This is a genomic window from Vibrio tapetis subsp. tapetis (assembly GCF_900233005.1).
Classification (GTDB): Bacteria; Pseudomonadota; Gammaproteobacteria; order Enterobacterales; family Vibrionaceae; genus Vibrio; species Vibrio tapetis.
In genome coordinates this window covers 3,391,267-3,414,450 of the sequence record NZ_LT960611.1, presented here as the reverse complement: position 1 = coordinate 3,414,450, position 23,184 = coordinate 3,391,267, and the positions used below count along the sequence as shown (strand labels likewise).

Sequence of the window (23,184 nt, the reverse complement as noted above, 5' to 3'; positions counted from 1 at the left end):
TTTGGTGCGACATAAAAAAGGGAAGCGAATGCTTCCCTTTTTAGATTTTAAGCGATTACTTCTGTAATAGAGAAATATCGGCAATCTGTAGGAAAAGGTTACGCAGGTTATTAAGCAGCGTTAGACGGTTCTTTTTCAGAGCTTCGTCGTCAGCCATTACCATTACGTTGTCGAAGAATGCATCAACAGGTTCACGTAGATCAGCCAGTTTACTTAGGGCTTCTTGGTAGTTACCGGTAGCAAATGCAGGTTCTAGTGCCTCTGTCATTACTTCAACGTTTTCCGCAAGCGCCTTTTCTGCATCTTCTTGCAGCAGTGCTAGGTCAATCTCTTGTGCCAATTCACCATCGAACTTCGCAAGGATGTTACCAACACGCTTATTGGCGGCCGCTAGCGCTTCTGCAGCTTCCAGTTCACGGAAGTGAGAAACCGCTTTAACACGTTGATCAAAATCAGCAGGCTTAGTTGGACGACGAGCCAATACTGCTTGGATGATATCAATGCTGAAACCAGCATCTTGATACCATGCACGGAAACGACCGAGCATGAAGTCGATAACGTCAGCTTCAACGTTTTCGTTAGTCAGCTTGTCACCGAGTAGCTCTTTTGCTTTACCGATTAGATCGGTTAGGTCTAGGTTGTAGCCGTTTTCAACGATGATACGTAGTACACCTAGCGATGCACGACGTAGAGCAAATGGGTCAGAACCTTTTGGTGCCTGGCCAATACCGAAGATACCTACAATAGTGTCTAGCTTGTCTGCCATTGCAACGGCAGAAGAAATACCGGTACTTGGTAGCGTGTCACCCGCGAAACGAGGCATGTACTGCTCGTACAGTGCTAGTGCTACTTGCTCGTCTTCACCATCGTGCGTTGCGTAGTGCATGCCCATCACACCTTGAGTATCCGTAAATTCGAATACCATAGATGTCATTAGGTCACACTTAGCCAGTAGGCCTGCACGCTTAGATTTCTCAACGTCAGCATCGATTTGCTCAGCAATGTAGCCAGCAAGTTCAGTGATGCGGTCTGTTTTGTCTTTGATCGTACCCAGTTGCTTCTGGAAGATAGCTTGGTCTAGTTCAGCAAGACGGTCGATAAGCGGACGCTTACGGTCTGTGTTGAAGAAGAATTCAGCATCCGCAAGGCGAGGGCGTACAACTTTCTCGTTACCTTCGATAACGTGACGAGGTTCTTTAGACTCGATGTTTGAAACGAAGATAAAGTTTGGTAATAGATTTTTCTCTGTATCATAAACAGGGAAATACTTCTGATCGCCTTTCATGGTGTAAACCAACGCTTCAGAAGGAACCTTCAGGAACTCTTGCTCAAACTTCGCAGTTAGAACCACAGGCCATTCAACCAAAGACGTCACTTCTTCTACAAGGTCGTCTTCTAAGTCAGCAATACCGCCAACGGCTTCAGCTGCTTTTTTAGCATCTGCTAGGATAATGGCTTTACGTGCATCGTAATCTGCCATTACCTTACCGCGCTCTTCAAGAAGAGAAGGGTATTGATCTGCAGAATCAATCGTGAATTCTTGCTCACCCATAAAACGGTGGCCACGAATAGTACGGCCAGAGGCTACACCAAGGATTTCACCTTCGATTAACTCATCACCAAGCAGCATGGTTAGCGTTTTTACTGGGCGGATAAACTGAATATCAGAGTTGCCCCAACGCATTGCTTTAGGAATAGGTAAACCCGCTAGTGCTTTGGCAGCAATGTCGGTTACTAATTCTTGTACTGGTTTGCCAGCCACTTCTTGTTTAAATAGAAGCCACTCGCCTTTATCTGTTTTTAGACGTTCAGCTTGCTCAACGGTAATACCGTTGCCGCGAGCCCAACCTTGTGCGGCTTTAGTCGCATTGCCGTCGGCATCAAAAGCGACCGAGATTGCTGGGCCGCGTTTTTCAACAACTTTATCTGCTTGACCTTCAGCTAGGCTAGTCACTTTAAGTGCGAGTCGGCGAGGTGCTGCATACCATTTCACACCTTCGTGAGAAAGCTCTGCCGCTTTGAGTCCCGCTTCAAAATTTGCTGAAAATGCTTCCGCTAGAGAACGAAGTGCCGTTGGTGGTAGCTCTTCCGTACCTAATTCAATTAGAAAATTCTTAGCCATGATTACTTCACCTCATCCTTATTTTTCAGCATAGGGAAGCCAAGTGCTTCACGTGATGCGTAGTACGCTTCTGCAACGGCTTTAGTTAGGTTGCGGATACGAAGGATGTAACGTTGACGCTCAGTAACTGAGATAGCTTTACGAGCATCAAGTAGGTTAAATGCATGACCTGCTTTTAGAATGCGCTCGTAGGCAGGAAGAGGCAGTGGCGTTTCTAGTGCTAGAAGCTCCTGACACTCTTTCTCACATTGTTCAAAGAAACCAAATAGGAAATCTACGTCGGCGTGTTCAAAGTTGTAAGTTGATTGCTCAACTTCATTTTGATGGAAAATATCACCATAAGTCACGTTAGAGCCGTCAGGTGCTACGTTCCAAACAAGGTCGTAAACAGAGTCTACTTCTTGGATGTACATTGCCAGACGCTCGATACCGTAAGTGATCTCACCTGTAACAGGTTTACACTCAAGGCCGCCAACTTGTTGGAAGTAAGTAAACTGAGTCACTTCCATGCCGTTTAGCCAAACTTCCCAGCCAAGACCCCAAGCTCCCAATGTAGGGTTTTCCCAGTTGTCTTCTACGAAGCGAATATCATGAACAAATGGATCGACACCAAGCACTTCAAGTGAGCCTAAGTACAACTCTTGAATGTTATCAGGAGAAGGTTTTAGTGCTACTTGGAACTGATAATAGTGCTGCAGACGGTTCGGGTTTTCACCGTAACGGCCATCAGTAGGACGACGTGAAGGTTGAACGTATGCCGTAGACATTGGCTCTGGGCCAAGTGCACGTAAACATGTCATTGGGTGGGAGGTGCCAGCACCTACTTCCATATCTAGAGGTTGAACAATGGTACAACCATTCTGAGCCCAATAATCCTGCAGCGCGAGGATCATTCCCTGGAAGGTTTTGATATCGTATTTTTGCATAATTAAATTCGCGCGATTCTTCTATCTGGTTTTTTAGAAATAACCTCAGATTATACGCAAATATTGATAGGTCGAGTAGGGGCAATGTTGTTTATTTAGCCAGCATATTTGTGCTTTTGGGTGATTTTTTGCTTTTGTAGCAGAATAGCGCATGAAAAAGGGCTCAAGTATCGTGAACCTAAAGTGATGATTTTGCGTCTTGCTCACATATTGAGCAATTTTAAGGTTGGAAATATACTGTTACAGCTGTTGTTATCTTTCATCAGAAATTTTGGCTTTTCGAGTGACTTCACTTTTATTTTGTTGTGGTAAAACTTAATGACGTTGTTTGATCTAAAAATTATTGAGAGAATTAATAATTACAGTAACTTTCTGTTTTTATTTGAATTTGATCGGCTTGAGGCTGATTTTGTAAATCGATATGTTGTTTGAAACTTAATAACAGGATGTCATTATGAACAAAGCTTTACTAAGTAGTGCGATTGGAGCTGCGGTGTTGTTGTCTGCTCACTCTGTTTCAGCTCAAGATCTCAGTAGCCTCTCAAAGTTAACGATTATCCCTAATCACAACGCTTCGCTGATTCGTAACTTTAATCCGTTTGCAGTCTCTCGCTTACATACTGCTCGTGACTTTATGTTTGAACCGCTGGTGGTATTCAATGAGTTAAAAGGCAATGTACCTGAGTATCGCCTAGCGACCAGTTCAACAATGAGTGAAGATTTACTGAGCATTACATTTGATCTGCGTGAAGGCGTTAAATGGTCTGACGGAGAAACCTTTGATGCTGATGACGTGCTCTTTACCTTTGAATTAGTAAAAGCATTCCCTGCTTTGGATGATCGCGGCATTAACAACAAAATTGAGTCGGTAGAAAAACTCAACCAATACCAAGTCCGTTTCCACATGAAGGAAGTGAACACCAATGGTACTTATGAAATTGTTCAGATTCCCATTGTCCCTGAGCATCAATGGAATAAAGTAAAAGCACCGGCCGAATTCTTAAATGAAAACCCTGTCGGAACGGGGCCATTTACTGATATACCACAATTCACTTCTTCTTTGTTTTTGCAGTGTCGAAACCCTCATTATTGGGACAATAATAATTTGGACGTAGATTGCTTGCGCATTCCTCAAATGAATCATAATGATCAAGTACTGGGTGAATTGATGAACTCCCGCATTGATTGGGCTGGCTCGTTTGTTCCTGATATCGACCAAACTTATCTAAAAGCATCGGCTAATCATGGCTATTGGTACCCACCAGCAGGGACTCAAGCATTTGTCTTTAATTATGAATCTAAAGATAAAGTGAAGCACAGCGTGCTGACAGACGTGCAGTTTAGACGTGCGTTTTCGATGGCACTGGATCGCCAAACCATCATAGATATTGCTAACTACGGAAATGGCGTTATTAATGATTTTGCATCAGGGCTTGGTTATGCCTTTGAAGCTTGGTCTGATGAATCGGTTCATAAGAAATATCAAAATTACATGACTTACTCGAAAAGCAACGCAAAAGCGTTATTAGTTGAAGCGGGTTATAAAGATATCAATGGCGATGGGCTGGTTGAGTCTCCTGATGGCGAGGCTTTTGAATTGATCATTCAATCACCTCAAGGTTGGACTGATTTTAACAATACCGTGATGCTAGCAACAGAGCAGTTGCAAGAAGTGGGCATTAATGCGAAAGCAAGAACACCTGATTTCTCTATATACAATCAGTCTATGCAAAATGCGGATTATGACATTGCTTATACCAATTACTTTCACGGCCCTACGCCGCATAAATATTGGGACAGCGGCTACCACTCTCGCTTGCAAGAGTCTGAAGGTATGCCTCGTTTCGCCATGCATCACTGGAAAAACGATCAGCTAGATACGCTATTAGATAGTTTCTACAAAACAGCTGACATGAAGAAGCAGAAGAATATTGCTCATGATATTCAAAGCCTGATTGCTGAAAACCAAGTGACGGTGCCTGTGCTATCAGGCCCTAATTTTTATCAATACAACACCACTCGATTCACTGGCTGGTGGAGTGCGGATAACCCGAAAGGTCGCCCAATGGTTTGGGAAGGAACACCTGAAAGATTGCTTCATGTGCTGGATCTAAAACCTAAAAGTTAGTTCATATTTAGGCTAGAAACTTAGCGGGTTTTACTTTATTTGGGTGCCCTTTCTTTAAGGGCATTTGAATAATAATCGTGCCTCTTTGAGGTTATTTGTACTGGATCAAATATCCGACTGAAACCACAGTGAATCGGGATCCTTGCCATATTAGTGTCACAATTGTCATGGTATCTTAACAGTGTGAATCATAGCGAGAGGGCACTATTATGCTGGCACGTTATATGGGGATCACTCCACAGAGTCAAAGTTATCTTTTTACCACCGGATTGGCGTTAACCTTGTTGGGAATGGCGCTAACGGATATGTGGCTTCCAATGGTTGCAGGGTCGGTTATTATGACGGCGTTGGCGGTTGAGTCATGGGTAAGAGTTCTTCACATCATTCCTTTACGAAATGAACTGCGCGAGCTTCATCATCAAGTCGATAGCCTACAAAAGCGCATTCATTCTAACGAAATGGAATAAAGTCAAAAAGGCTGTCGATGTCACAGCCTTTTAAATAACACCATGTCAAACTAATCCATACCTTTCTTAATGAGATATTGAAAAGGCATCTTGTCTACTTGGGCGCTAATTAATTGGTGATCCATAAATCGACAAAAGCTTGGAATGTCTCTTGTTGTTGATGGGTCATCGGCTGTAACCAACAATACTTCGCCATCTTCCATTGTGCGGATTGTTTTTCTCACCATCATGACAGGTTCTGGGCAGCGCAATCCTTCGGCTTCTAACGTATTAGTGGCAATGGTTGGATCAAAAGTCATTTTTTTTACTTTACTCGGTATTGATGGAGACAAGATCATACTAGTGAAGAAAATATATGCAATAAGCTCTTGGCAAAGTGAACAATTTCATATAAATTAAATTTTAACAATCGTGCAACATTTGGCTAGGGATGGGCTATGTTAAATCGACTAGACAGACTCACAATTTATACCGTTCTCGGTTTTATCACGTTTTGCGCTTTGGTATTAAGAACATCGCCGAATGTATCATTACTGCCACTCATTGGCCTTTTTTCGACGATTTTTGGTATTGGTGTCGAAATGTATCGATGGCAGCCGAGCATTGAAAAAACCGAGGAATAAGAAAAGTAACAATAAACTTCGATCTAACTCAAACATAAGGCGGGATTTTTTTGCCTGCTATATTGTATCTAAGTGCATCTGGCATCATGATTTAACGGTTATGGTGTAAATAAGGTCGAATGTAGTGGAATTGGAAGAAATCTATCGTCGAGATCTCAACTTGCTGGTTGCCCTGCGTGTGCTTATTGAAGAGGGCAGCGTTAGTAAGGCAGCAGCTCGTTTAAGTTTGAGTCAATCTGCGATGAGCCGAGTATTAGGGCGTCTGAGAGTATTGTTAGATGATCCTTTATTCACCCGCCAAGGCCAGAAGTTGATTCCGACGGTAAAAGCATTAGAACTTGATACTGCTTTGAGCGAGCCACTTGAATCTCTAAGGTGGTTATTATCGAGTAAAGAGTTTGAGCCAAAAGAGTGTGAACAAACCTTTACGATTGCGACCACTGACTATCTTACCGTTTGCATTGCCGCGTATTTATCATGAAGCACCTAAGGTGAAGTTTAACTTCATTCCACTGCAACACGATCAATTAGCCAGTCAATTGGCAGCTCAAGGGGCAGACTTAGCCATATGTCGCCCTACCGCGCCAGTTGCACCGCTACAAAGCGAAATTCTTGGTAGGGTCGGTGTACTCTGCTTGCTTTCAAAGCAACACCCGTTAGCGAACAAAGAAATGACCCTGCAAGATTACCAACATTATCCGCACGCGATGATTGCGATTAGTGATGGTGTAAAAGCCTTGATAGACCAAGCTTTAGTCGGCGAGCCGGAACGTAATATGGTACTTAGGGCTTATCACCTAGAAGCGGCGCTAGCGATAGTCGATACCATGCCTTTGATTATCACCGTACCCGCAGATTTGGCCTATTTAATTGAAGATCGACATAACCTTGTGGTTAAGCCTCTGCCATTCCAGTTTACGCCGTTTGATTATTCTATGATTTGGCATACACGATGCGATCACTCACCCGCACAAGAGTGGCTACGGAGTATCGTTAAAGAGGAGTGTGGTCGCTTAATTGCCAAGCGAGTAGAAGATATGAGGTTAGATGGGTAGATAGGATTATAGGGAGCGCAATGTTGGTGCGCCCCCAGATCTTACTGTTTTATCGCTTGATACTGACTATAGCTTGATAACCACGCGTCCGGTGACTTGGCCGTTTGTGATGTCTTCTGCGTATTTAGGCGCATCTTTGAGTTCGACTTCGGTACATGCTTGCTCAAAGTAGCTTTCTGGTAATAATTCACCGAGCTTTTCCCATGCGGCAATTCGTTTCTCTAATGGACAAGAAACAGAATCGACACCTTGTAGGCGCACATTTCGTAGAATGAACGGCATTACCGTCGTTGGTAAGTCAAAACCACCGGCAAGGCCACAAGCGGCTACCGCACTGTTGTAATCCATTTGTGCCAGTACTTTCCCCAGAACCTTACTACCAACAGTATCGACAGCACCTGCCCAGATTTGCTTTTCTAATGGACGAGCGGGTTCTTCAAACTCTGAACGGTCAATAATACGAGCAGCGCCAAGCTTTTTAAGTAACGGACCATTTTGTTCAACTCGACCTGTTACTGCTGCTACTTGGTAACCAAGTTGAGATAGCAGTGAAACCGCAACTGAGCCGACACCACCGCTAGCACCTGTAACCAATATCTCACCAGAGTCTGGTTTTACATCAGCATCAAGTAAAGCTTGCACGCATAACATTGCTGTAAAACCAGCGGTGCCAACCATCATGGATTTTTTGCTGTCCATTGCTTTTGGCATAGGAACAAGCCAATCACCTTTTAGGCGTGCTTTTTGAGCCATACCGCCCCAATGGTTTTCACCCACTCCCCAACCAGTTAGAACCACTTTGTCACCCACTTGATAACGAGCGTCTTCAGAGCTTGATACCGTCCCCGCAAGATCGATTCCCGGAACCATAGGGAAGTTACGGATAATTTTTCCTTTGCCTGTAATCGCCAAGCCATCTTTGTAGTTCAGTGATGAATAATCGACATCTACTACAACATCGCCTTCCGGTAATTGAGCTAATTCGATTTGTTCTATGTTAGCGATGGTGCGTTTTTCTTCTTGGTTTAGAACGAGAGCGTTAAACATGATGATCTCCACAGAGGCTTGATACAAAGCAAGATTAAGTAAAGCAAGTGTAGTTGGATATTGGGTATGAAAAAAGTGATACTTTGGCATTTTAACTATGCATGTTACGCATAGACTAAAGGCGACTTTCGTCGCCTTTAGGGTTTGTACTTCTATTTAACTCAGCTAGCGGTTTATGGCCTTTCAAAAATGGTGGCGATGCCTTGGCCTAAACCAATACACATGGTCGCTAAACCATATTTAGCCTCTTTTGCTTCCATTAAATTGATCAGAGTTGTTGATATACGAGTACCAGAGCAGCCTAATGGGTGACCAAGAGCAATAGCGCCACCGTTTAGATTCACTTTTTCATCGACAACATCAAGTAAACCAAGATCTTTAGCACAAGGTAAAGACTGAGCCGCAAAGGCTTCATTAAGCTCAATGACGTCCATATCTTCAATATTTAGACCAGCGCGCTTAAGTGCTTTATGTGTTGCTGGTACTGGGCCGTAACCCATAATTGAAGGATCGCATCCAGCGACAGCCATAGAGCGAACTTTAGCTCGAATGGTTAAACCAAGTTCATTGGCTTTATCTTCACTCATAAGCAGCATAGCTGAGGCACCATCAGATAACGCTGATGATGTCCCTGCCGTTACGGTACCGTTAGCTGGGTCAAATACCGGGCGAAGTTGTGCTAAGCCCTCAACTGAGGTTTCTGGGCGAATGACTTCATCGTGATCTAGTGTGAACAAAGTGCCGTCTGGCGCATGAGCTTCAATAGGTAGAATTTCGTTTTTGAAGCGACCTTCCACGGTTGCGGCATGAGCACGTGCGTGGGAACGAGCGGCAAACGCATCTTGTTCTTCACGACTTATGCCATGCATTTTGCCGAGCATTTCTGCTGTTAGCCCCATCATGCCCGCCGCTTTAGCAACGTTTTTTGACATACCTGGATGGAAGTCGACCCCATGGTTCATCGGTACATGACCCATGTGTTCTACGCCACCCACCATGCAAATTTCTGCATCTCCCACCATGATAGCGCGAGAAGCATCATGCAGAGCTTGCATTGATGAACCACATAGTCGATTAACCGTAACAGCGCCGACTTCAATTGGTACACCTGCCAGCAATGAGGCATTACGTGCAATATTAAATCCTTGTTCTAGAGTTTGTTGAACACAACCCCAGTAAATGTCTTCAATTTGCGATGGATTGACCTGCGGGTTACGTTCTAGCAGCCCTTTCATTAAGTGTGCTGATAAATCTTCAGCACGAGTATGGCGAAATGCACCGGCTCTCGATTTACCCATCGGCGTACGCAGGCAATCAACAATTACAACGTTATTCATTTTGAATTTCCTTCTCCAATGGGTGGTTACAGTGATTGCTCGACTTGGGCGTTATAGAAGCTGCCATTGTCTTGCGCCATATCAAGTAGTAATTGAGGCACTTGGTACAACGGGCCGAGTTCTTTGTAGTTGGCGGCCATTGCAACATAGTTAGCAACACCTATGGTATCTAGGTAACGGAACACACCACCTCTGAATGGAGGGAAGGCTAATCCGTACACCAATGCCATGTCGGCTTCTTGTGGAGAAGCAATAATGCCTTCTTCTAAACACAGAGCCACTTCATTGATCATTGGAATCATCATTCGCTGAATAATGGTTTGTTCGTCGAAGCTTTGCTTGTCATTCGTTACCGACTCGAGTGTCGGTAATATGCTGTCATCGAAGGTTTTCTTTGGTCGGCCTTTTTTATCTACGCTGTAGCTGTAGAATCCAGAACCGTTTTTCTGACCGTATTTATCTGCTTCAAATAGAGCATCAATCACGTCACGGCCATTTTTACCCATGCGCTCAGGGAAGCCTTGCGCCATCACCGCTTGAGCATGGTGAGCGGTATCTATTCCAACCACATCAAGCAAGTAAGCTGGGCCCATTGGCCAGCCAAACTTTCTTTCCATGATTTTGTCTACTTGAGTAAAGTCAGCGCCATCACGAAGCAGGTCACTGAAACCACCGAAGTAAGGGAAAAGTACTCGGTTTACAAAGAATCCAGGGCAGTCATTAACGACAATGGGTGATTTGCCCATTTTAGCTGCGTAAGCAACAACACGATTGATGGTTTCATCAGAGGTCTTCTCACCACGGATAATTTCGACCAAAGGCATACGATGTACTGGGTTGAAGAAGTGCATGCCACAGAAGTTTTCTGGGCGTTTTAGTGACTTAGCCAGTAAGTTGATTGGAATAGTTGAAGTATTAGAAGTAACGACCGCGTTGTCTTCTACTTTATCTTCAACTTCAGCCAATACGGCCGCTTTGATTTTTGGATTTTCTACAACAGCTTCAACAACGATATCGGCTTGCTCGATACCTGCATAGTGCAAACTAGGCGTGATGGAAGAAAGAATGCCAGCCATCTTGAAGCCATCTAATCGACCACGAGACAGGCGTTTGTTAAGTAATTTTGACGCTTCATTCATACCTAAATCAAGGGATGCCTGAGCGATGTCTTTCATGATGACAGGGACACCTTTCAATGCAGATTGATAAGCGATACCCCCGCCCATGATACCTGCGCCAAGTACAGCCGCTCTCTTGGTGTCAGTTTGAGCTGATTTTTCAGCTTTTTTCGCTAAACCTTTGATGTATTGGTCGCTTAAGAACAAACCAACCAAGGCTTGGGCTACCTCTGTTTTTGCCAGAGTAACAAAGTGCTTGCGTTCAATATCCAAAGCCTCGTCTCGGCTTAAGCGAGCGGCTTCTTCAATGGCTTTTACTGACGTAATGGGTGCTGGGTAATGAGGGCCAGCCTTTTGAGCAACAAGGCCTTTTGCCATGGTAAAACTCATCATAGCTTCGAGTTTGCTCAGCGTCAGTGGCGACGTTTTTTGCTGACGTCGAGACTGCCAATCAATTTGTTCGTTTTTAGCTTGTGTGATGGTCTTGATCGCAGACTCAAACAGTTGGTCACTATCAACTAGGGCATCTAATAGACCCAGCTTTAAGGCTTCATCCGCTCGACAAGCTTTACCTTGAGTAATGATTTCCATAGCACTATCAGCACCAATCACGCGAGGCAAACGCACACTGCCACCAAAGCCCGGCATGATGCCAAGTTTGGTTTCTGGTAAGCCAATGCTGGTGGTCTTGTCACCAATACGGAAATCGGTTGCGAGTACGCATTCACAGCCACCACCTAAAGTGTGGCCACGCAGAACAGATAGCGTTGGGAATGGAAGGTCTTCCAACTTATTAAACACGTCGTTGGCATAGCGCAACCATTGGTCTAATTCTTCTTCTGGCTTCGCAAATAGACCGAGGAATTCGGTAATATCAGCGCCGACAATAAATGCATTTTTGTTTGAAGTTAGGATTAAACCTGATACTGAAGTGGCTTGCTTCAGGGCATCAAGGGCTTTATCCAGCGATTCAAGAGTTGCAACGTCGAGTTTGTTAACTGATTCTGGAGAGCAGAAGCTTAACTCGGCGATTCCGTCTTGTAATTCCTTTACTTGTAGGGTGTTAGATTGGTAAATCATTGTCTATCTCCATGACGCACAATCCATGATTGTCTGACAGAGTGAGTGTTATAGTTATGTTGCCAAATTGTTTAGCGTTCTCAGTTTGCTCTTTGTTTTGGCTAATTTCAATACATTTTTAAACAGGTGTTTAACATTTGTGGTTTAGGTCTTGTCTGGTGCGCTTTGGTGTGGTGTCGTGATACACTGATTACCTTGATTTTTTAACCCCATTATCATGAATCTTCAGCCTTTTAAAATTCCATCTGCCCCCGCTTTATTTGAAGAAGAGATCAAAAAGAGCGTGTTCATTACCCATTTGGCTCATACTCCATCTATTGAGTTAGCTAAAGAATTTGTTGATCAAATAAAGCAGCGTCATTCAGGAGCAAGACATAACTGCTGGGGTTTCGTTGCAGGCAGACCTGAAAACTCGATGAAATTTGGCTTTAGTGATGATGGCGAACCATCAGGCACTGCCGGGAAACCGATCTTGGCGCAACTGGCTGGCTCTGGAGTTGGGGAAATAACGGCTGTAGTTACCCGTTATTCTGGAGGAATCAAGCTTGGGACGGGTGGTTTAGTTAAAGCATATGGTGGAGGTGTTCAACAAGCACTGAAGTTGCTTCAAACTATCGAGAAAAAAATCACCACAAATTTGAAGCTAGAGTTAGACTACTCGCTTATGCCTTTAGTGCAGTCGGTAATGGCTGAGTTTAAAGCAGAACAAGTAGAGGCTGATTATCAAAGCCGAATTACGATAGTGGTAGCCATTGAAGTAAATCAAGTCAGTCCGTTTACTCAAACCATTATTAATAAGAGCGCTGCCAAAGTATTGGTTACGCCGTTAGATGACTATTAGGAATTTCGAAGCGCTGCTTCATATTTAAGAATGCAAATTCGTTCAATTATCCGCATCGTTGGCCTATTGCTGGCACTTTTCAGTGTATCAATGTTAGCCCCAGCTTTTGTTGCTCTTATTTATCGTGATGGTGCCGGTGTGCCTTTTGTCACGACATTTGTTGTATTACTGATGTGTGGTGGATTTTTTTGGTTCCCTAACCGCAAACATAAGCATGAATTAAAGGCCCGAGACGGTTTTCTTATCGTAGTGCTTTTTTGGACGGTAATCGGCAGCGCCGGTGCTCTGCCATTTCTTATCTCTGATAACCCCAATATTTCAGTAACAGATGCTTTCTTTGAGTCTTTCTCTGCCTTAACAACGACCGGCGCAACGGTTATTGTTGGGCTAGATGAATTACCTAAAGCCATTTTGTTTTATCGACAGTTTCTGCAGTGGTTTGGAGGCATGGGAATCATTGTTCTCGCGGTTGCCATTCTGCCAGTCTTGGGCATTGGTGGTATGCAGCTGTATCGGGCTGAAATACCTGGCCCAGTAAAAGATACTAAAATGACACCACGAATTGCTGAAACCGCAAAGGTGCTTTGGTATATCTACTTAAGCTTAACGATCGCCTGTGCAACCGCATTTTGGCTGGCGGGCATGAGCGTGTTTGATGCGATAAGCCATAGTTTTTCAACGATTGCTATCGGTGGTTTCTCTACGCATGATGCAAGCATGGCTTATTTTGATAGTCATGTGATCAATATGATTACAGTGGTGTTTTTGCTCATTTCTGCGTGTAACTACTCTTTGCACTTTGCTGCTTTTGCGTCCGGCGGCGTTCATCCTAGATATTATTGGAAAGATCCTGAATTTCGAGCCTTTATCTTTATACAGGCTGTCTTATTCTTAATATGTTTTCTATTGCTTTTAAAGCATCACTCTTACGACTCTGTATACGATGCATTTGATCAGGCACTTTTCCAAACGGTGTCTATCTCGACTACCGCAGGATTTACCACCACGGGTTTCTCCGAGTGGCCGCTATTTTTGCCAGTACTATTGTTATTCTCTTCTTTTATAGGGGGCTGCGCTGGTTCTACTGGTGGTGGAATGAAAGTAATACGAATTTTATTGCTCACCTTGCAAGGTGCTCGTGAAATGAAACGTTTGGTACACCCAAGAGCGGTGTACACCATCAAAGTGGGTGGTTCTGCGTTATCACAACGTGTTGTTGATGCGGTCTGGGGTTTCTTTTCTGCCTACGCACTTGTGTTTGTTGTTTGTATGCTGGCACTGATCGCTACGGGTATGGACGAGCTGTCGGCATTTTCTGCCGTTGCTGCAACACTGAATAATTTAGGCCCAGGACTTGGCGATGTTGCGCTTCATTTTGGCGATGTAAATGACAACGCTAAGTGGGTGTTGATTGTATCCATGTTGTTTGGACGATTAGAGATTTTTACGCTATTGATTCTGTTGACTCCAACGTTCTGGCGTAGTTAAGGAATGAAAATGGAAAAGTTACTGTTATTGCACTCAAGCCGAGAAGGGCAAACCGTTAAAATTCTCGACTATATAAAGAAGGAACTTGGCGAGTTCGATTGTGAGACTCAAGACATTCACCAAATAGGCAAGGTTGAACTATCTAAGTACGATCGTGTTGTGATTGGTGCATCGATTCGCTATGGCCATTTGAATAAAAAGCTTTATCAGTTCATTGAACAGCATTTAGAACAGCTCGAACAATGTAATGCGGCCTTTTTCTGTGTCAACCTAACCGCACGTAAAGAAGCCGAAGGAAAAGATACGCCTGAAGGTAGCGCCTATATAAAGACGTTTTTAAAGAAGTCGCCTTGGCAGCCTAAATTGATAGGTGTGTTTGCTGGTGCGCTTTATTACCCACGTTACGGATTTTTTGACCGAGTCATGATTCGCTTTATTATGACCATGACTGGTGGAGAAACCGATACTAGTAAAGAAGTTGAATATACTAATTGGGAAAAAGTGACTAAATTCTCGCATCAGATCCGAAATTTCGGGCAACTTGACTAACATTTAGACGCAGTTGGTTGGAAAGTATTCAAACAAACAAAATATTCGAAAAAAGTGGTTAATTGGGGTTGCCAAAGTGACGTCGATCTCTATAATGCCACCTCGCTGACACGGGAACGTTTCGAAAGAAGTGAACCAGAGTTAGCAAGGTCTACTAGCTAAGCCAAGTGCTTAAAAATAGTTTTGAAAAAAGTGGTTGACACTAAAACTTAAATCGCTAGAATGGCCGTCCGAATCAAGCAATGCTCGATTCGAAAAGCTCTTTAACAATTTAAACCTATCAATCTGTGTGGGCACTCGTTGATGATAATCAAAAAAGTTTTTACCTCGGTAAAAACAGTTTCTTCGGAAACAACTTTGGTTTCAATGAACTGAGTGACCAATACGAAATTAAGTTTACTTAATTTTGGCACAGTCAATTCATTACCATTCTGTTGGAATGGTAATAGCTTTAGAATTACATGTTCATGTTTACATGAATATTAGTTTTGAAGTCAGTATTCATTGAGCCGACAAAATCTTAAATTGAAGAGTTTGATCATGGCTCAGATTGAACGCTGGCGGCAGGCCTAACACATGCAAGTCGAGCGGAAACGAGAAGTAGCTTGCTACTTCGGCGTCGAGCGGCGGACGGGTGAGTAATGCCTAGGAAATTGCCCTGATGTGGGGGATAACCATTGGAAACGATGGCTAATACCGCATAATGCCTTCGGGCCAAAGAGGGGGACCTTCGGGCCTCTCGCGTCAGGATATGCCTAGGTGGGATTAGCTAGTTGGTGAGGTAATGGCTCACCAAGGCGACGATCCCTAGCTGGTCTGAGAGGATGATCAGCCACACTGGAACTGAGACACGGTCCAGACTCCTACGGGAGGCAGCAGTGGGGAATATTGCACAATGGGCGCAAGCCTGATGCAGCCATGCCGCGTGTATGAAGAAGGCCTTCGGGTTGTAAAGTACTTTCAGCAGTGAGGAAGGGGTGTACGTTAATAGCGTGCATCCTTGACGTTAGCTGCAGAAGAAGCACCGGCTAACTCCGTGCCAGCAGCCGCGGTAATACGGAGGGTGCGAGCGTTAATCGGAATTACTGGGCGTAAAGCGCATGCAGGTGGTTCGTTAAGTCAGATGTGAAAGCCCGGGGCTCAACCTCGGAACTGCATTTGAAACTGGCGGGCTAGAGTACTGTAGAGGGGGGTAGAATTTCAGGTGTAGCGGTGAAATGCGTAGAGATCTGAAGGAATACCAGTGGCGAAGGCGGCCCCCTGGACAGATACTGACACTCAGATGCGAAAGCGTGGGGAGCAAACAGGATTAGATACCCTGGTAGTCCACGCCGTAAACGATGTCTACTTGGAGGTTGTGGCCTTGAGCCGTGGCTTTCGGAGCTAACGCGTTAAGTAGACCGCCTGGGGAGTACGGTCGCAAGATTAAAACTCAAATGAATTGACGGGGGCCCGCACAAGCGGTGGAGCATGTGGTTTAATTCGATGCAACGCGAAGAACCTTACCTACTCTTGACATCCAGAGAAGCCAGCGGAGACGCAGGTGTGCCTTCGGGAACTCTGAGACAGGTGCTGCATGGCTGTCGTCAGCTCGTGTTGTGAAATGTTGGGTTAAGTCCCGCAACGAGCGCAACCCTTATCCTTGTTTGCCAGCGAGTAATGTCGGGAACTCCAGGGAGACTGCCGGTGATAAACCGGAGGAAGGTGGGGACGACGTCAAGTCATCATGGCCCTTACGAGTAGGGCTACACACGTGCTACAATGGCGCATACAGAGGGCAGCCAACCAGCGATGGTGAGCGAATCCCAAAAAGTGCGTCGTAGTCCGGATTGGAGTCTGCAACTCGACTCCATGAAGTCGGAATCGCTAGTAATCGTGAATCAGAATGTCACGGTGAATACGTTCCCGGGCCTTGTACACACCGCCCGTCACACCATGGGAGTGGGCTGCAAAAGAAGTAGGTAGTTTAACCTTTCGGGGAGGACGCTTACCACTTTGTGGTTCATGACTGGGGTGAAGTCGTAACAAGGTAGCCCTAGGGGAACCTGGGGCTGGATCACCTCCTTATACGAAGATTTTCACGATGAGTACCCACACAGATTGATATGGTTTAGAAAAGCAAAAGAGAGAAGAACTCCCAAGTTCTTCAAACAAATTTGATTCTACTTTTTTAAAGTGGAAACAAACTTAGTGTCCCGTTCGTCTAGAGGCCTAGGACACCGCCCTTTCACGGCGGTAACAGGGGTTCGACTCCCCTACGGGATACCATTGGGTCGTTAGCTCAGCTGGTAGAGCAGTTGACTTTTAATCAATTGGTCGCAGGTTCGAATCCTGCACGACCCACCATTTCCTCCCAAGGAAATAAAAATATGGGGCTATAGCTCAGCTGGGAGAGCGCCTGCCTTGCACGCAGGAGGTCTGCGGTTCGATCCCGCATAGCTCCACCATTCCTTCCTCAAGGAATTAAAACATCGGAGGGCGATTAGCTCAGTTGGGAGAGCACCTGCCTTACAAGCAGGGGGTCACTGGTTCGAGCCCGGTATCGCCCACCATCTTTAAACGCATTAGCGATAGTGTTTTTAAAAATGGTTTCGATTAGAAACTTTTGCTCTTTAACAATTTGGAAAGCTGACGAATAACGACTGTGATTAGTTGTTATTCAAATTTAAAAGTTCTCAAATCCTATGACTCTTTATGAGTGATAGGTACCAACACACATTCAAGTGTTCTTGGGTTTTCATGCGAATGAAAACATATTTGAGTCCGGCAAAATCGAACGTCTCTCACTCATAAAATAGAGAGACAACCTTGGTTGTTTGCCATACACAAAGACCTCTTGGGGTTGTATGGTTAAGTGACTAAGCGTACACGGTGGATGCCTTGGCAGTCAGAGGCGATGAAGGACGTATTAACTTGCGATAAGCGTAGATAAGGCAGTAAAAGCCACTTGAGTCTACGATTTCCGAATGGGGAAACCCGGCCGCATAAGCGGTCATCTCTTAGTGAATACATAGCTAAGTGAAGCGAACTCGGGGAACTGAAACATCTAAGTACCCGAAGGAAGAGAAATCAACCGAGATTCCGAAAGTAGCGGCGAGCGAAATTGGATTAGCCCTTAAGCTTTTAATGATGCAGACGAAGACTCTGGAAAGTGTCGCAGTAAAGGGTGATAGCCCCGTAGTCGACGCATCATAATCAGTGAAAACGAGTAAGGCGGGACACGTGATATCCTGTTTGAATATGGGGGGACCATCCTCCAAGGCTAAATACTACTGACTGACCGATAGTGAACCAGTACCGTGAGGGAAAGGCGAAAAGAACCCCTGTGAGGGGAGTGAAATAGAACCTGAAACCGTGTACGTACAAGCAGTAGGAGCCCACTTGTTGGGTGACTGCGTACCTTTTGTATAATGGGTCAGCGACTTAATTTTAGTAGCAAGGTTACCCGTTTAGGGGAGCCGTAGGGAAACCGAGTCTTAACTGGGCGCTCAGTTGCTAGAATTAGACCCGAAACCAGGTGATCTAGCCATGGGCAGGTTGAAGATTGAGTAACATCAATTGGAGGACCGAACCGACTAATGTTGAAAAATTAGCGGATGACTTGTGGCTAGGGGTGAAAGGCCAATCAAACCTGGAGATAGCTGGTTCTCCCCGAAAGCTATTTAGGTAGCGCCTCGGACGAATACTATTGGGGGTAGAGCACTGTTAAGGCTAGGGGGTCATCCCGACTTACCAACCCTTTGCAAACTCCGAATACCAATAAGTAATATCCGGGAGACACACGGCGGGTGCTAACGTCCGTCGTGGAGAGGGAAACAACCCAGACCGCCAGCTAAGGTCCCAAATTACTACTAAGTGGGAAACGATGTGGGAAGGCTCAGACAGCCAGGATGTTGGCTTAGAAGCAGCCATCATTTAAAGAAAGCGTAATAGCTCACTGGTCGAGTCGGCCTGCGCGGAAGATGTAACGGGGCTAAGTAGTAAACCGAAGCTGCGGCTGCACACTTTTGGTGTGCGGGGTAGGGGAGCGTTCTGTAAGCGGTTGAAGGTGGTCTGTAAGGGCTGCTGGACGTATCAGAAGTGCGAATGCTGACATGAGTAACGATAAAGGGAGTGAAAAACTCCCTCGCCGGAAGACCAAGGGTTCCTGTCCAACGTTAATCGGGGCAGGGTAAGTCGACCCCTAAGGCGAGGCCGAAAGGCGTAGTCGATGGGAAACGGGTTAATATTCCCGTACTTCTTATAATTGCGATGGGGGGACGGAGAAGGCTAGGTGGGCCTGGTGATGGTTATCCAGGTTCAAGTGCGTAGGCGGATGGTTTAGGTAAATCCGGACCGTTATTAACGCTGAGACACGATGTCGAGCAACTACGGTTGTGAAGTCATTGATGCCATGCTTCCAGGAAAAGCCTCTAAGCTTCAGATTATAAGAAATCGTACCCCAAACCGACACAGGTGGTCGGGTAGAGAATACCAAGGCGCTTGAGAGAACTCGGGTGAAGGAACTAGGCAAAATGGTACCGTAACTTCGGGAGAAGGTACGCTCTTGGCGGTGAAGTCCCTTGCGGATGGAGCTACTAGGAGTCGCAGATACCAGGTGGCTGCAACTGTTTATTAAAAACACAGCACTGTGCAAAATCGTAAGATGACGTATACGGTGTGACGCCTGCCCGGTGCCGGAAGGTTAATTGATGGGGTTAGACTTCGGTCGAAGCTCTTGATCGAAGCCCCGGTAAACGGCGGCCGTAACTATAACGGTCCTAAGGTAGCGAAATTCCTTGTCGGGTAAGTTCCGACCTGCACGAATGGCGTAATGATGGCCACGCTGTCTCCACCCGAGACTCAGTGAAATTGAAATCGCTGTGAAGATGCAGTGTACCCGCGGCTAGACGGAAAGACCCCGTGAACCTTTACTACAGCTTGGCACTGAACATTGACCCTACATGTGTAGGATAGGTGGGAGCCTTTGAAACTTCGTCGCTAGATGGAGTGGAGGCAATCTTGAAATACCACCCTTGTATGCTTGATGTTCTAACGTCGGTCTCTTATCGGGATTGCGGACAGTGCCTGGTGGGTAGTTTGACTGGGGCGGTCTCCTCCCAAAGAGTAACGGAGGAGCACGAAGGTGGGCTAAACACGGTTGGACATCGTGTGGTTAGTGCAATGGCATAAGCCCGCTTGACTGCGAGAATGACAATTCGAGCAGGTGCGAAAGCAGGTCATAGTGATCCGGTGGTTCTGAATGGAAGGGCCATCGCTCAACGGATAAAAGGTACTCCGGGGATAACAGGCTGATACCGCCCAAGAGTTCATATCGACGGCGGTGTTTGGCACCTCGATGTCGGCTCATCACATCCTGGGGCTGAAGTCGGTCCCAAGGGTATGGCTGTTCGCCATTTAAAGTGGTACGCGAGCTGGGTTTAGAACGTCGTGAGACAGTTCGGTCCCTATCTGCCGTGGGCGTTGGAAAATTGAAAGGGGCTGCTCCTAGTACGAGAGGACCGGAGTGGACGAACCTCTGGTGTTCGGGTTGTCATGCCAATGGCATTGCCCGGTAGCTAAGTTCGGAATCGATAAGCGCTGAAAGCATCTAAGCGCGAAGCGAGCCTTGAGATGAGTTTTCCCTGGCACTTTAAGTGCCCTAAAGGGTTGTTCAAGACTAGAACGTTAATAGGCAGGGTGTGTAAGTGCTGCGAGGCATTGAGCTAACCTGTACTAATTGCCCGTGAGGCTTAACCATACAACACCAGGTTTTGATTGGACTCAAAGCAAGAACATAATTGAATGTGTAGAGAATTTAAATGCGAAGTACTAAATGCTAAAAGCGAAGTATGGAGCAAAAAACAGCTTTCCAGATTATAAGTCCGAAGTCTTGTCTTTAAGCACTTAGTTTTTAGAACTTAGCACTTCGAACTTCAAAATTTGCTTGGCGACCATAGCGTTGCGGACCCACCTGATCCCATGCCGAACTCAGAAGTGAAACGCAGTAGCGCCGATGGTAGTGTGGGGTTTCCCCATGTGAGAGTAGGACATCGCCAGGCTTTAAATTTAATCTTTAGATTGACCAATCTAAAGATATGAACACTCACTTTGTGAGTATTCCACTGCGGAGTGGTAGTTCAGTTGGTTAGAATACCGGCCTGTCACGCCGGGGGTCGCGGGTTCGAGTCCCGTCCACTCCGCCACTTATTCAGAAGACCTCGCTATAAGCGAGGTTTTTTGAATCTAACATACGTTAGATATTGTTTTAGGGGTGTAGCTCCAATTGGCAGAGCAGCGGATTCCAAATCCGCGTGTTGGGAGTTCGAATCTCTCCACCCCTGCCATAATTAAGGCTCTAGCAGAAATGCTGGAGCCTTTTTTTTGTTTGTTGAAAGGTATTTTGGCGCTGACTTTTATCCGTTTACGCTTTGTAGGTTTACGTCTGTTGCCTTGTTTTCTTCTTTGGTTGCCATTAACACCAGCATCATTGTTGCTAAGGTGAAAAATGCAGCCCATAAGTAGCCCATTGAGAAACCAAACTCTTCAATGATGGTTCCTAGTACGCCAGGTCCTATTGCACCCCCCATAGCGAGTGTGAAGGCCATCATTACCGTATACTTGCCCGTGAGGTCTTTATCGGTAACTAAAACCATGAGAGTTGCCACAAGGAACTGCAACAGTGCGTTAATCAAGCATGCGGCGACAATGAACGTGATAGTCCCCGTATTCCACTCCAGTAAGGCCAATGTTGCAAGAGTAATGAAAAGCCCCGCAGCAATTGGCTTACGATGTCCAAGTTTTTGTCCTAATACGACACAGCATAGAGCACCCAATATTCCAGCCGCTATAGATGCAGCGAGTACAGTGCCAATTAACTGTTTATCTACGCCATGAATTTCACCAATTCGTTCCATGAAACCCCATAACCCTGAGAATGTGCCTGCTTGGAAAAAGAGTGCAATGCTTGCGAGCGCAGCGGAAGTGTTGAACTTTGATTTTTTGCCACTTACCTTTGCTTCTATACTCGTCGCCATGAAGTTTTTCGGTAGTGCGAAAATAGACAGCGCGGAAAGTCCATATAACACCACGATTCCAACAACGAAGCCCTGATAGCCAAATTCATTGATGATCAAACTGGTCATGATAAACATCAAAGAACCAGCAGCGACCATTTCGGTGACAAGCTTCCAGCCATAAGCGGTATCTGGGTTTTTTGCTGCGGCAAGAACACCTAATGAAATTGTAAAGATGATACCCGAGCCTAAACCGATAGTTGCCATGATCATGTGCACCTGATCAGCGGGGGCATGTGAAAGTAAGTAGCTACCAACTAAAATAAATACGTATCCGAAAAGCGCCGCTGGTTTCCACGCGACACGTGGCATCCAAAGTGGGGCAAATAAAGCGGCGAGTGCAAAAGCTCCTAAATAGGCCGCGCCTAACAAACCTAACTCTTCGTCACCAAATTGATATTGAGTCGCAATGTTTCCTAAGAATAAAGGAAATGCATTAAAAACTAATGCCCCTGCGGCGGATAAAATACAGGCGGCAACAATTGCCGCTTTACTTAATTTATACTGAATACTCATCGGACTCTCCTTCCTCTTATCATTGACTGTTGCATTCATTCAAGCAGCAGATAAGCTATAGGTATCTAGTGCAAATGCGTTACGCGACGAATGTTGCTCATTTGTGACTCCTGTAACTTTTACTTTCTAGTTCAGTTAATGGGGCATTATGTTGTCGTTTTTAATGAAAATTTTCCTAAAAATGGCCGAGTAATATTACCGAATTTATAAATTGTGAATTGAGAGTGACTATGGGACAGGGTTTTGTTTTGGGGTGTATCGCATTAGGCGGGGCATTTGGTGCGTGTTCGAGATACCTGATTTCAGAATTATGCGTGTCTTTATTTGGTCGAGGTTTTCCCTACGGCACATTAACGGTTAATGTCATTGGTTCATTTGCCATGGGGTTGCTGATTGCTGCATTTGAGAATGAACTATTGGCGACGGAACCGTGGAGGCAAATAATTGGTCTTGGCTTTCTTGGGGCTCTAACGACATTTTCGACCTTCTCAATGGATAACGTTCTATTAATGCAGCAAGGAGCATTCTTTAAAATGGGTTTAAACATATTATTGAATGTCGCATTAAGTGTTTCTGCAGCTTGGTTAGGTTTCCAATTGCTGATGAAAAATTAATCAGCTTTAGTCGCCTATTAAGCATATAGTGGGTTTGTAAATCTCGAAAACTTACTTATAATGGCTTCACTTGTCGGAGTGCTTACATCTACTTAATTGTGAGATGATAGCTGAGACCGTGAAAACGGGATCCGTTGAACCTGATCAGGCTAATACCTGCGAAGGGAACAGGAGAAGATATTTTCATTGGCATTCCGCTAATGTATCTATGTTTTGAT

General features: G+C 45.2%; 14 protein-coding genes, 6 tRNA genes, 3 rRNA genes, 1 pseudogene and 1 riboswitch. Of the genes and pseudogenes, 17 read left to right on the top strand and 7 right to left on the bottom strand.

Going from position 1 to position 23,184, the window contains the following annotated elements; all coding sequences use genetic code 11:
- Positions 1 to 55 precede the first annotated feature (55 nt).
- Both glyS and glyQ read right to left on the bottom strand, forming a co-directional pair.
- Positions 56 to 2,122 carry a glycine--tRNA ligase subunit beta gene (gene glyS, locus VTAP4600_RS15325; RefSeq protein WP_102523579.1) on the bottom strand — a complete coding sequence of 689 codons (2,067 nt, stop codon included), beginning with the start codon at positions 2,120 to 2,122 and terminating at the stop codon, positions 56 to 58.
- 2 nt (positions 2,123 to 2,124) lie between these two features.
- Positions 2,125 to 3,048 (bottom strand): glycine--tRNA ligase subunit alpha, encoded by a 924-nt coding sequence (gene glyQ, locus VTAP4600_RS15320; RefSeq protein ID WP_102523578.1) that lies wholly within the window; start codon positions 3,046 to 3,048, stop codon positions 2,125 to 2,127.
- A gap of 454 nt (positions 3,049 to 3,502) precedes the next feature.
- On the opposite strand from glyQ, the gene VTAP4600_RS15315 reads away from it, so the two are divergent.
- Positions 3,503 to 5,176, top strand: a complete 1,674-nt coding sequence (locus VTAP4600_RS15315; RefSeq protein ID WP_102523577.1) for an ABC transporter substrate-binding protein — start codon at positions 3,503 to 3,505, stop codon at positions 5,174 to 5,176.
- A 209-nt stretch (positions 5,177 to 5,385) separates the two neighbouring features.
- Positions 5,386 to 5,643 (top strand): hypothetical protein, encoded by a 258-nt coding sequence (locus VTAP4600_RS15310; RefSeq protein ID WP_102523576.1) that lies wholly within the window; start codon positions 5,386 to 5,388, stop codon positions 5,641 to 5,643.
- A 50-nt stretch (positions 5,644 to 5,693) separates the two neighbouring features.
- Here the strand turns inward: VTAP4600_RS15310 and tusA are convergent, their stop codons facing one another.
- Positions 5,694 to 5,942 (bottom strand): sulfurtransferase TusA, encoded by a 249-nt coding sequence (tusA, locus tag VTAP4600_RS15305; protein ID WP_102523575.1) that lies wholly within the window; start codon positions 5,940 to 5,942, stop codon positions 5,694 to 5,696.
- A 138-nt stretch (positions 5,943 to 6,080) separates the two neighbouring features.
- On the opposite strand from tusA, the gene VTAP4600_RS15300 reads away from it, so the two are divergent.
- Together VTAP4600_RS15300 and VTAP4600_RS15295 are read left to right on the top strand one after the other, a co-directional pair.
- Positions 6,081 to 6,266, top strand: a complete 186-nt coding sequence (locus VTAP4600_RS15300) for a hypothetical protein (protein WP_102523574.1) — start codon at positions 6,081 to 6,083, stop codon at positions 6,264 to 6,266.
- A 124-nt stretch (positions 6,267 to 6,390) separates the two neighbouring features.
- A pseudogene (locus tag VTAP4600_RS15295) lies at positions 6,391 to 7,321 on the top strand (LysR family transcriptional regulator).
- Between the two features lie 66 nt (positions 7,322 to 7,387).
- Here the strand turns inward: VTAP4600_RS15295 and acuI are convergent.
- The 3 genes from acuI to fadB all read right to left on the bottom strand — a co-directional run bounded on the left by acuI (position 7,388) and on the right by fadB (position 11,903).
- Positions 7,388 to 8,368, bottom strand: coding sequence for an acrylyl-CoA reductase (NADPH) (gene acuI, locus VTAP4600_RS15290; RefSeq protein ID WP_102523573.1), 981 nt, complete (start codon positions 8,366 to 8,368; stop codon positions 7,388 to 7,390).
- Positions 8,369 to 8,541: 173 nt separating this feature from the next.
- Positions 8,542 to 9,705, bottom strand: coding sequence for an acetyl-CoA C-acyltransferase FadA (fadA, locus tag VTAP4600_RS15285; RefSeq protein ID WP_102523572.1), 1,164 nt, complete (start codon positions 9,703 to 9,705; stop codon positions 8,542 to 8,544).
- Between the two features lie 26 nt (positions 9,706 to 9,731).
- The gene (fadB, locus tag VTAP4600_RS15280) at positions 9,732 to 11,903 is read right to left on the bottom strand and encodes a fatty acid oxidation complex subunit alpha FadB (RefSeq protein ID WP_102523571.1); all 2,172 of its coding nucleotides are present in this window, start codon (positions 11,901 to 11,903) and stop codon (positions 9,732 to 9,734) included.
- A gap of 217 nt (positions 11,904 to 12,120) precedes the next feature.
- Between fadB and VTAP4600_RS15275 the strand changes: the two genes are divergently transcribed.
- The 12 genes from VTAP4600_RS15275 to VTAP4600_RS15215 all read left to right on the top strand — a co-directional run bounded on the left by VTAP4600_RS15275 (position 12,121) and on the right by VTAP4600_RS15215 (position 21,107).
- On the top strand, positions 12,121 to 12,744 hold the full coding sequence (locus tag VTAP4600_RS15275) for a YigZ family protein (RefSeq protein WP_102523570.1): 624 nt from the start codon (positions 12,121 to 12,123) through the stop codon (positions 12,742 to 12,744).
- 30 nt (positions 12,745 to 12,774) lie between these two features.
- Positions 12,775 to 14,232, top strand: a complete 1,458-nt coding sequence (locus VTAP4600_RS15270; RefSeq protein ID WP_102523569.1) for a TrkH family potassium uptake protein — start codon at positions 12,775 to 12,777, stop codon at positions 14,230 to 14,232.
- A 9-nt stretch (positions 14,233 to 14,241) separates the two neighbouring features.
- Entirely contained in the window at positions 14,242 to 14,781 is a 540-nt protein-coding gene (hemG, locus tag VTAP4600_RS15265; RefSeq protein ID WP_102523568.1) for a menaquinone-dependent protoporphyrinogen IX dehydrogenase, read from the top strand.
- A 522-nt stretch (positions 14,782 to 15,303) separates the two neighbouring features.
- Positions 15,304 to 16,848 (top strand): 16S ribosomal RNA (locus VTAP4600_RS15255).
- Positions 16,849 to 16,973: 125 nt separating this feature from the next.
- Positions 16,974 to 17,049: transfer RNA gene (locus VTAP4600_RS15250), tRNA-Glu, on the top strand.
- A gap of 2 nt (positions 17,050 to 17,051) precedes the next feature.
- Positions 17,052 to 17,127, top strand: a tRNA-Lys gene (locus VTAP4600_RS15245).
- 25 nt (positions 17,128 to 17,152) lie between these two features.
- Positions 17,153 to 17,228, top strand: a tRNA-Ala gene (locus VTAP4600_RS15240).
- A 29-nt stretch (positions 17,229 to 17,257) separates the two neighbouring features.
- A tRNA-Val gene (locus tag VTAP4600_RS15235) sits at positions 17,258 to 17,333 on the top strand.
- A gap of 296 nt (positions 17,334 to 17,629) precedes the next feature.
- Positions 17,630 to 20,521, top strand: a 23S ribosomal RNA gene (locus tag VTAP4600_RS15230).
- 185 nt (positions 20,522 to 20,706) lie between these two features.
- Positions 20,707 to 20,822, top strand: a 5S ribosomal RNA gene (gene rrf / locus VTAP4600_RS15225).
- Together the 16S, 23S and 5S rRNA genes with 6 tRNA genes alongside form the textbook arrangement of a ribosomal RNA operon.
- A 67-nt stretch (positions 20,823 to 20,889) precedes the next feature.
- Positions 20,890 to 20,966, top strand: a tRNA-Asp gene (locus VTAP4600_RS15220).
- 64 nt (positions 20,967 to 21,030) lie between these two features.
- Positions 21,031 to 21,107: transfer RNA gene (locus VTAP4600_RS15215), tRNA-Trp, on the top strand.
- 69 nt (positions 21,108 to 21,176) lie between these two features.
- Here VTAP4600_RS15215 and VTAP4600_RS15210 read toward each other — a convergent pair.
- The gene (locus tag VTAP4600_RS15210) at positions 21,177 to 22,352 is read right to left on the bottom strand and encodes an MFS transporter (RefSeq protein WP_172443128.1); all 1,176 of its coding nucleotides are present in this window, start codon (positions 22,350 to 22,352) and stop codon (positions 21,177 to 21,179) included.
- 230 nt (positions 22,353 to 22,582) lie between these two features.
- Here VTAP4600_RS15210 and crcB point away from each other — a divergent pair, with 230 nt between their 5' ends.
- A complete protein-coding gene (gene crcB, locus VTAP4600_RS15205; protein ID WP_102523566.1) occupies positions 22,583 to 22,966 on the top strand; it encodes a fluoride efflux transporter CrcB in 384 nt (127 codons plus the stop codon).
- Between the two features lie 64 nt (positions 22,967 to 23,030).
- Positions 23,031 to 23,150: riboswitch (TPP riboswitch) on the top strand.
- The last annotated feature ends 34 nt before the right edge of the window (positions 23,151 to 23,184 follow it).

Bases quoted from the DNA above. Each gene is read 5' to 3' on its own strand.
- glyS (WP_102523579.1), bottom strand. From the start codon at position 2,122: ATGGCTAAGAATTTTCTAATTGAATTAGGTACGGAAGAGCTACCACCA.
- glyQ (WP_102523578.1), bottom strand. From the start codon at position 3,048: ATGCAAAAATACGATATCAAAACCTTCCAGGGAATGATCCTCGCGCTG.
- VTAP4600_RS15315 (WP_102523577.1), top strand. From the start codon at position 3,503: ATGAACAAAGCTTTACTAAGTAGTGCGATTGGAGCTGCGGTGTTGTTG.
- VTAP4600_RS15310 (WP_102523576.1), top strand. From the start codon at position 5,386: ATGCTGGCACGTTATATGGGGATCACTCCACAGAGTCAAAGTTATCTT.
- tusA (WP_102523575.1), bottom strand. From the start codon at position 5,942: ATGACTTTTGATCCAACCATTGCCACTAATACGTTAGAAGCCGAAGGA.
- VTAP4600_RS15300 (WP_102523574.1), top strand. From the start codon at position 6,081: ATGTTAAATCGACTAGACAGACTCACAATTTATACCGTTCTCGGTTTT.
- acuI (WP_102523573.1), bottom strand. From the start codon at position 8,368: ATGTTTAACGCTCTCGTTCTAAACCAAGAAGAAAAACGCACCATCGCT.
- fadA (WP_102523572.1), bottom strand. From the start codon at position 9,705: ATGAATAACGTTGTAATTGTTGATTGCCTGCGTACGCCGATGGGTAAA.
- fadB (WP_102523571.1), bottom strand. From the start codon at position 11,903: ATGATTTACCAATCTAACACCCTACAAGTAAAGGAATTACAAGACGGA.
- VTAP4600_RS15275 (WP_102523570.1), top strand. From the start codon at position 12,121: ATGAATCTTCAGCCTTTTAAAATTCCATCTGCCCCCGCTTTATTTGAA.
- VTAP4600_RS15270 (WP_102523569.1), top strand. From the start codon at position 12,775: ATGCAAATTCGTTCAATTATCCGCATCGTTGGCCTATTGCTGGCACTT.
- hemG (WP_102523568.1), top strand. From the start codon at position 14,242: ATGGAAAAGTTACTGTTATTGCACTCAAGCCGAGAAGGGCAAACCGTT.
- VTAP4600_RS15210 (WP_172443128.1), bottom strand. From the start codon at position 22,352: ATGAGTATTCAGTATAAATTAAGTAAAGCGGCAATTGTTGCCGCCTGT.
- crcB (WP_102523566.1), top strand. From the start codon at position 22,583: ATGGGACAGGGTTTTGTTTTGGGGTGTATCGCATTAGGCGGGGCATTT.